The sequence below is a fragment of the Paraburkholderia sp. RL18-085-BIA-A genome (assembly GCF_046027075.1).
GTDB lineage: Bacteria > Pseudomonadota > Gammaproteobacteria > Burkholderiales > Burkholderiaceae > Paraburkholderia.
Genome location: NZ_JARESU010000262.1, coordinates 1 through 6,076, shown reverse-complemented (window position 1 = coordinate 6,076; position 6,076 = coordinate 1). Strand labels below are relative to the sequence as shown.

Here is a 6,076-nt window from a genome sequence, read left to right as displayed (position 1 = left end):
CCTTTGATATACGTTTCGTCCATCCGCCAGCTCTTGCCTACCGGCTGCTTGTGCTTACGGAACGTCTTTTCGAACAGCGGCACCAGTTTAATCACCCACCGATGCACCGTGGAATGATCAACCTCAATACTGCGCTCGGCCATCATTTCTTCGAGATTACGCAAACTCAGTGAGTACGCGACGTACCACCTCACGCACAGCAACATCACATCGAGCGGATAGTGAAGGCGCTTTAGCACTCGGGCGATGCCCGCGGCAAGCGTCTTTCGCGGTGTTTCGGTCTTCTTCATCGGCCAGCCAAAGCATATTTGTCAGCCTCGAATACTACCTCTCCCGCCTTAACGCGACAAAACCGTTCCTGTTGCCGCTGTCGATCATCGAGGAAGCCGTCCCGCTAATTGCCGACGGCAGCATCCTAGGCTACCGCTACGACCACCGGTCCTGCTCCATCATCAAGGCGAATCCGGGCGTTTAGGTTTTTTTAAGGGCGGCAGGGAGCCTTCCCATGCTGGCCGCTCTGAGCTCAATGGCGCGCGGCGACCGCGGCGCTCAGCGGAGAGCTTCGACCGCTCAGCGCTAATCGTTCCGAGACGCTCCCGCGCGCCGATGTGAGCGTGTCGTGGCGTGCACGCGAGCTGGCGGTCGCTTTCTTGCAGCACCGCTTCGAAGAGGGGGAGAACGCTGTGCGATCTGCACAATTCCCTAAACGTCGATCTTCAATTCCAGTTGGCGGCCTTGCCGGACGGCTCTCTCAAGATGACGAAACTTTAAGCACGCCCTGGGCCCCTCTTGCGGGCCTGATGAAAAGGACGCGCACCTTTGCCGCAATGGCTGCGCTGTGGGATCGACAACTACGACGCTAGGGGGATGGCTGGAATTCTTTGAAAGCGGCCCTTCGCGATCAATGCAGCGAACGTCGGCTCAGGGTCCAGGTCGTGTGGAAACCCGATGGAATTCCAATGCGACGCATGACCGCTGACCCCAGCGGCGCGTTCGGCTGCCTTTGCGGCCATCACGGCGACGACGAGAAGGAGAACCTCTCTGATAGGTTCTAGACGAGTTTACGGGCTTTGTTTCAGGATCTTGGGGGTGCTCACGCACCCACCAGCCGCATCGCCTTCATCGTCTTCTTGAAGCCCAGGATTCTCAGCACTCGCGTGAGATTGTAGGCGAGTACGTTCAAGCTCATCTCGGTTCCCACGTTGGGCAGCCTGCGCGTCAGGAAGTGCGTGTAGCCCATCCAATGCTTGAACGTTCCGAAGACATGTTCGACGGTTCGCCTGCGCACGGTCATCGCATCATGCGTCTTGTCCAGCCGACGTTGAACTGCCTCCAGCACCGACTCATGTTCCCATCGACTTATCCGTCGTTGCTCGCTCGGAGTGCACTGTGACTTTATCGCGCATTGCGAACAGGCGCTGCTCCAGTATCGATGTAGCTGCATCCCGTGTTCCTCGCTGGTGTATCGGTAAATTGCCCGTTCTCCAGCTGGACATTGGTATTCGTCGTCCCGTGCTGTAGATAAAGTCTGCCTTGTCGAACCGGCCATGGAATTTCGCGCCTGACGTCGTGGGCTTCGGCAGGATCACTGCAATCCCTGCATCCGCGCACTCCTTGATCTGAGGCCCACTGTAGTAACCACGATCGGCGACTGCCCGCAGTCTGGTCTTGCCCATCGCATCGCGCGCTGCCTTCGCAATAGGACTGAGCTGTGCCCGGTCACTGCCAGAGTTTGTGACCTCGTGAGCCACGATGAGGTGGTGTTTGGCGTCAACCGCCACCTGTACGTTGTAGCCCACCATGCCCGATCCTCTTCCGCTCGTCGCCATGGAACGTGCGTCTGGATCGGTCATCGAGAGTTGCCCGTCAGGCTGCGTCTTGAGCTGCTCCCTGATCTGCTCGAGGTTTCGCATCTGCTCGCGCAAGCGCGCGATCTTGTCCTGCAAGCGGGTTGTCTTTGCTTCCAGTTCAGCGGGTTGCGTACGATCGGCAGTCTCCAGCGCGTTCAGATACCGCTGGATGCTCTCCTCGATCTGCTTCTGCCCCTTACCCTCGGTGAAGTTGCGATCGCGAGTGTTGACTGCCTTGAACTTGCTGCCGTCGATGGCAACAAGCGCTTGCGAGAACAGTTTCAGCTCACGGCACAGCATCACGAAGCGGCGACACACGTTGCGAATTCCGATGCCGCTGTCACGACGGAAGTCGGCTATTGTCTTGAAGTCCGGCGCCAGACGTCCAGTGAGCCACATCAATTCAACATTGCGTTGGCACTCCCGTTCCAGGCGACGGCTCGATTGAACCCGATTCAGGTAGCCGTAGATATAGATCTTCAGCAGCACTGCTGGATGATAGGACGGACGTCCTGTAGCCGATGGCATTGCGCCATCGAAGCCCAGTGATACAAGATCAAGCTCTTCAACGAACGCCTCGATGATCCTGACCGGATTGTCCTCGGCAACGAAGTCATCGAGGCATTCTGGAAGCAGCGTCACCTGCTTGCGATCTTCACCCTCTATGAATCGCTTCATCCGGTCACCCATGCTGAATGAGTTAATCCAGTTTAGGCGATCATGGCGTTTTCACACACCCTCGGTCGACAGCGGCCCGTTGTGCTATTTCTGGCGTTGGAAGCGCTTGGTTCCCGCGACGGAAAGTTCAGAGTTAAGTGAACCGTATTGCCGATAGTTCAAAGTTAGATGAACCGCAGGTTCAGCTTTAAATGAGCAACCTTCCACAAAGACATTTCCCGGCAAGCCCCACCGGTTCAGAGTTAGATGAACGTCGACAGAAAACGTCTTGTCAAAACCAAATGGGAATGTCTTGTATCCCGTTTGGTAATCGTCTAAACTGGACCCAGTTGGGTATCAATCGTTGCTCATTTGGGAGAATATCATGACGGCAGAAGCAGTAGCAGGACGGCCGCATTCGCGGCGGACGAAGCCAGGCGCTTCGGCGGCAAAGTCCGCAGTGGCCGCCAGGCTCGCTCACATAGGCACCAACGGGCTCGGCGCTCAGGAAGGCGATTTGACGTTTTTTCTCGGCCTCGCCCCGACCGAACAGTCCCGCCTGATTCGAGATGGCATGGAGGCGGTAATCGTCAGCCGAATCGCCACCGAGCTGCTGGAGATTCCCGTGCAAACTCTGCTTGCTAGTCTGCGCCTTCCCAGCAGCACGATCAATCGCAAGATTGCGCTGGGAGAGCGGCTCAGCGCGGGAGAGTCGGACCGTGCGGCTCGCACGATGCTGATTTACGCTCAGGCCAAGGACGTTCTCGAAGACGGCAGGCTGGCGGCTGAATGGATGCTGCGCCCGAACGTTGAGCTGGGTGGTGAACGTCCACTGGACACGCTGGATACGCAGACTGGAATCGATCGTGTGCGTGACATTCTGGTGCGTCTCGAACATGGCGTGACTGTATGAAGGTGTTTCGTCTTGCCAAAGAGAAGCCCGGCAAGTACCGGGCCGATGATCTGAGCGGCAACGGTGCTGCTCTGGCAGGCGGGCGCTGGAATCCGCGGGGAATGCCGGTGCTTTATACCTGCTGCCACGCGTCGACAGCGGTCCTCGAGGCGCGGGTCCATGCGTCAGGGTTGCTGCCTGTGGCCAACTTTTATCTGGTCACGCTGGAAGTGCCGGACAGGGCTGCATCGAGCGCTTACGTGCCTGATCTGCCTGATGACTGGAACGTTCTGGATCGGGATCCAGCGTCGACCGTAGATCTGGCGCGGCAGTGGCTCGAAGCCGGCAAGCGGCTTGCGATGAGGGTGCCGTCCGTTGTTTGCCCTAGTGACGAGAATCTGATTCTGAATCCCTTGCATCCGGGGATGAAACACGTACTAGTGCTGCACAAGCAGCGCTTCGAGCTGGACCGGCGGCTCTTCAAATAAACCCGGCGGCGATCGCGCTTGCGCATCGCCGCCAGACAGGACCATGACAGGCGGAGCGGTGGTATGAATCCCGTTGAAGCGAAAACGACCCTTGAGCAGCTGGCACGCGGCATTGATCCGGAGACGGGCGAAATCCTCGCGGGACAAAGCCCGTTCAACAACCCGCAGGTGATCCGGGCCTTGTTTTTTGCTGTCCAGGAACTCGATAAGCTCAGCGGTGATCCGGCGCCTGCCGGGCGAGCTGCCCGCGAGCGACCGCTTGAAACTTTGCACGTGCAAAGTTCCTCCCCTCGGACGCGACACAACGGACGAGCCTCCGTCCTCGTCAGGACGGGACGTTTTGTGGCGCGGCGCGGGCCGGCGTATCATTCAGCGCAAAACAAACCAGAGAACAATACGCATGACAATTGCTGGCTATGACAAACAGCGGGTTCGGGATCAGCTCGCGGTCGTGCTTTCCGCGGCAGGGCCGATAAGCAAATCGGAAAAGCTCAAGGGTCGTGAGCGGGAACTGGAGACTATTGACCGCGCGATTGGAGTGCCGGGTCGTAACATCTTCATCTATGGTGATAGGGGCGTTGGCAAAAGCTCCCTCGGGCGCACAGTTGCCTACGAGTATCAGAGTTCGGACAACCGGCCGATTATCGTTGGCGGTTCGCCCGATGAGACCTTCGAATCGATCATTGCCAACATTGCCAACGAGGCGATGGCTCGTTCGCACGTCACCAACATCAAGGAGCAGTCCAGCATCTCGCTTGAATGGCGAGGATTGAAGTGGCAGCAAGGACGGGAGATCAGCGCAAAGGATGTCAGGGATCAGCTAAGGACGATTGGCGACGCGGTGGGATTGCTTGAGGAAGTTGCGCGCATGCATTCGAAGCGGCCGGTTGTAGTCGTCGACGAATTCGACACGATCCCGGATGTCCGGGACCGAAACAGGTTCGCGGCGCTGCTCAAGGCGCTTGGCGACCGCGAGGTAGACCTGAAATTCATTTTCACGGGCGTTGGTCGATCACTAGAAGACCTCCTGGGCGCGCATCCTTCGGCATACCGACAGCTTGCGACGTTCGAGGTAAGTCGCTTAGGCTGGGACGCGCGACGCGAGATCGTGACGCAAGCCGCGCAGGAGTTCGGACTGGACGTGAATGACGACGTGAACTGGCGGATCGCGATTGTCAGTGACGGTTTCCCGCACTACGTGCATCTGATCACCGAACACATGATCTGGCAGGCGTTCGATGACGACACCGATTGCGATAAATTGGAGGCGCAACACTACCAGCTTGGCCTGCGCCACGCGATCGAACAGATGGATGCCAGACTGAAGGGCCCTTACGAGAAGGCGGTGTTGCATCGTGCGCCCGAGTGGGAGGATCTCGTTTGGGCCACGGCCGACGGTGAGGACCTATTCCGGCAGAGTACCGACATCGAGCAGTCCTATAAATCGATTACCGAACGACGCGGGAGTCCCGTCGTGTTCGAGAACAGCAAATTCGCTGAATCGCTGCGCCGACTTAAGGCGGAAAACTATGGGTCCGTGCTCGAGGCGGTGCCACAGCGACAAGGCTGGTACACGTACCGCGAAAAGATGCTCCGGGGCTTTGTACGGATGCAGGCGGAGGCATCGGGTATCGAACTCAACGGCGAGGCACCGCTGCAACGACAGCGAATGCATGTGCCCGCGAACATGCGAAGCGGATACCACGAAGCGCGTGTACCCGGAAATGTCCGCCTGCGGGACGACCGGAAGAAGTAAGACACATGACCAATGACAGCGCATAAAACAAGACGGCACTGTGCCTCGCTATGGCCCTCGCAGCAGGCACCTCATCTGCCGCGGTCGCGAATGGTACGTTTCGAATCTGCCAGAAGCCAAGGCTACCTACGAGCGCTGTTTGGCTCGGGTGAAGGGGGGGGCGAAGCGCTCGCACAGGCGGACAAAGAAGAGTGTCAACGTGCCAGTACGGCCGTTGTTCACACGGCCACTTTTGCCCCCTAGCAAGCCAATTTCCTACTGACACGGAAAGTAGTGAACGCGGATCCACGATGGCTGGGAACCTTGAATGCAAGCGGGCCCCAGCGCGTTGGCGCTTCAGCGGCCTGGTGAGTTCTCTCAGTTCGATCGGAGACTACGATGACAGAACGAAATATGGTTACGACGGCGTTTGAACTTCCGGGTTACAGGATAG

4 protein-coding genes and 2 pseudogenes are annotated in these 6,076 nt (G+C 58.2%); 3 read left to right on the top strand and 3 right to left on the bottom strand.

Going from position 1 to position 6,076, the window contains the following annotated elements; genetic code table 11:
• Positions 1–290: pseudogene (locus P0D89_RS50430) on the bottom strand (IS6 family transposase); the annotation flags it as partial.
• An 803-nt stretch (positions 291–1,093) separates the two neighbouring features.
• Positions 1,094–2,528 (bottom strand): annotated as a pseudogene (locus tag P0D89_RS50425) (IS1182 family transposase).
• Between the two features lie 496 nt (positions 2,529–3,024).
• Here P0D89_RS50425 and P0D89_RS50420 point away from each other — a divergent pair.
• A complete protein-coding gene (locus P0D89_RS50420) occupies positions 3,025–3,420 on the top strand; it encodes an Xre family toxin-antitoxin system antitoxin (RefSeq protein ID WP_408379265.1) in 396 nt (131 codons plus the stop codon).
• A complete protein-coding gene (locus tag P0D89_RS50415; RefSeq protein ID WP_408295562.1) occupies positions 3,417–3,887 on the top strand; it encodes an RES family NAD+ phosphorylase in 471 nt (156 codons plus the stop codon). The genes P0D89_RS50420 and P0D89_RS50415 overlap by 4 nt, the downstream gene beginning before the upstream one ends.
• Here the strand turns inward: P0D89_RS50415 and P0D89_RS50410 are convergent.
• Positions 3,837–4,160 carry a hypothetical protein gene (locus P0D89_RS50410; RefSeq protein ID WP_408366878.1) on the bottom strand — a complete coding sequence of 108 codons (324 nt, stop codon included), beginning with the start codon at positions 4,158–4,160 and terminating at the stop codon, positions 3,837–3,839. The two genes, P0D89_RS50415 and P0D89_RS50410, sit on opposite strands and share 51 nt — an antisense overlap.
• Before the next feature lie 127 nt (positions 4,161–4,287).
• On the opposite strand from P0D89_RS50410, the gene P0D89_RS50405 reads away from it, so the two are divergent.
• Entirely contained in the window at positions 4,288–5,643 is a 1,356-nt protein-coding gene (locus P0D89_RS50405; RefSeq protein ID WP_408366880.1) for an ATP-binding protein, read from the top strand.
• Positions 5,644–6,076: the final 433 nt, after the last annotated feature.

Bases quoted from the DNA above. Each gene is read 5' to 3' on its own strand.
- P0D89_RS50415 (WP_408295562.1), top strand. From the start codon at position 3,417: ATGAAGGTGTTTCGTCTTGCCAAAGAGAAGCCCGGCAAGTACCGGGCC.
- P0D89_RS50405 (WP_408366880.1), top strand. From the start codon at position 4,288: ATGACAATTGCTGGCTATGACAAACAGCGGGTTCGGGATCAGCTCGCG.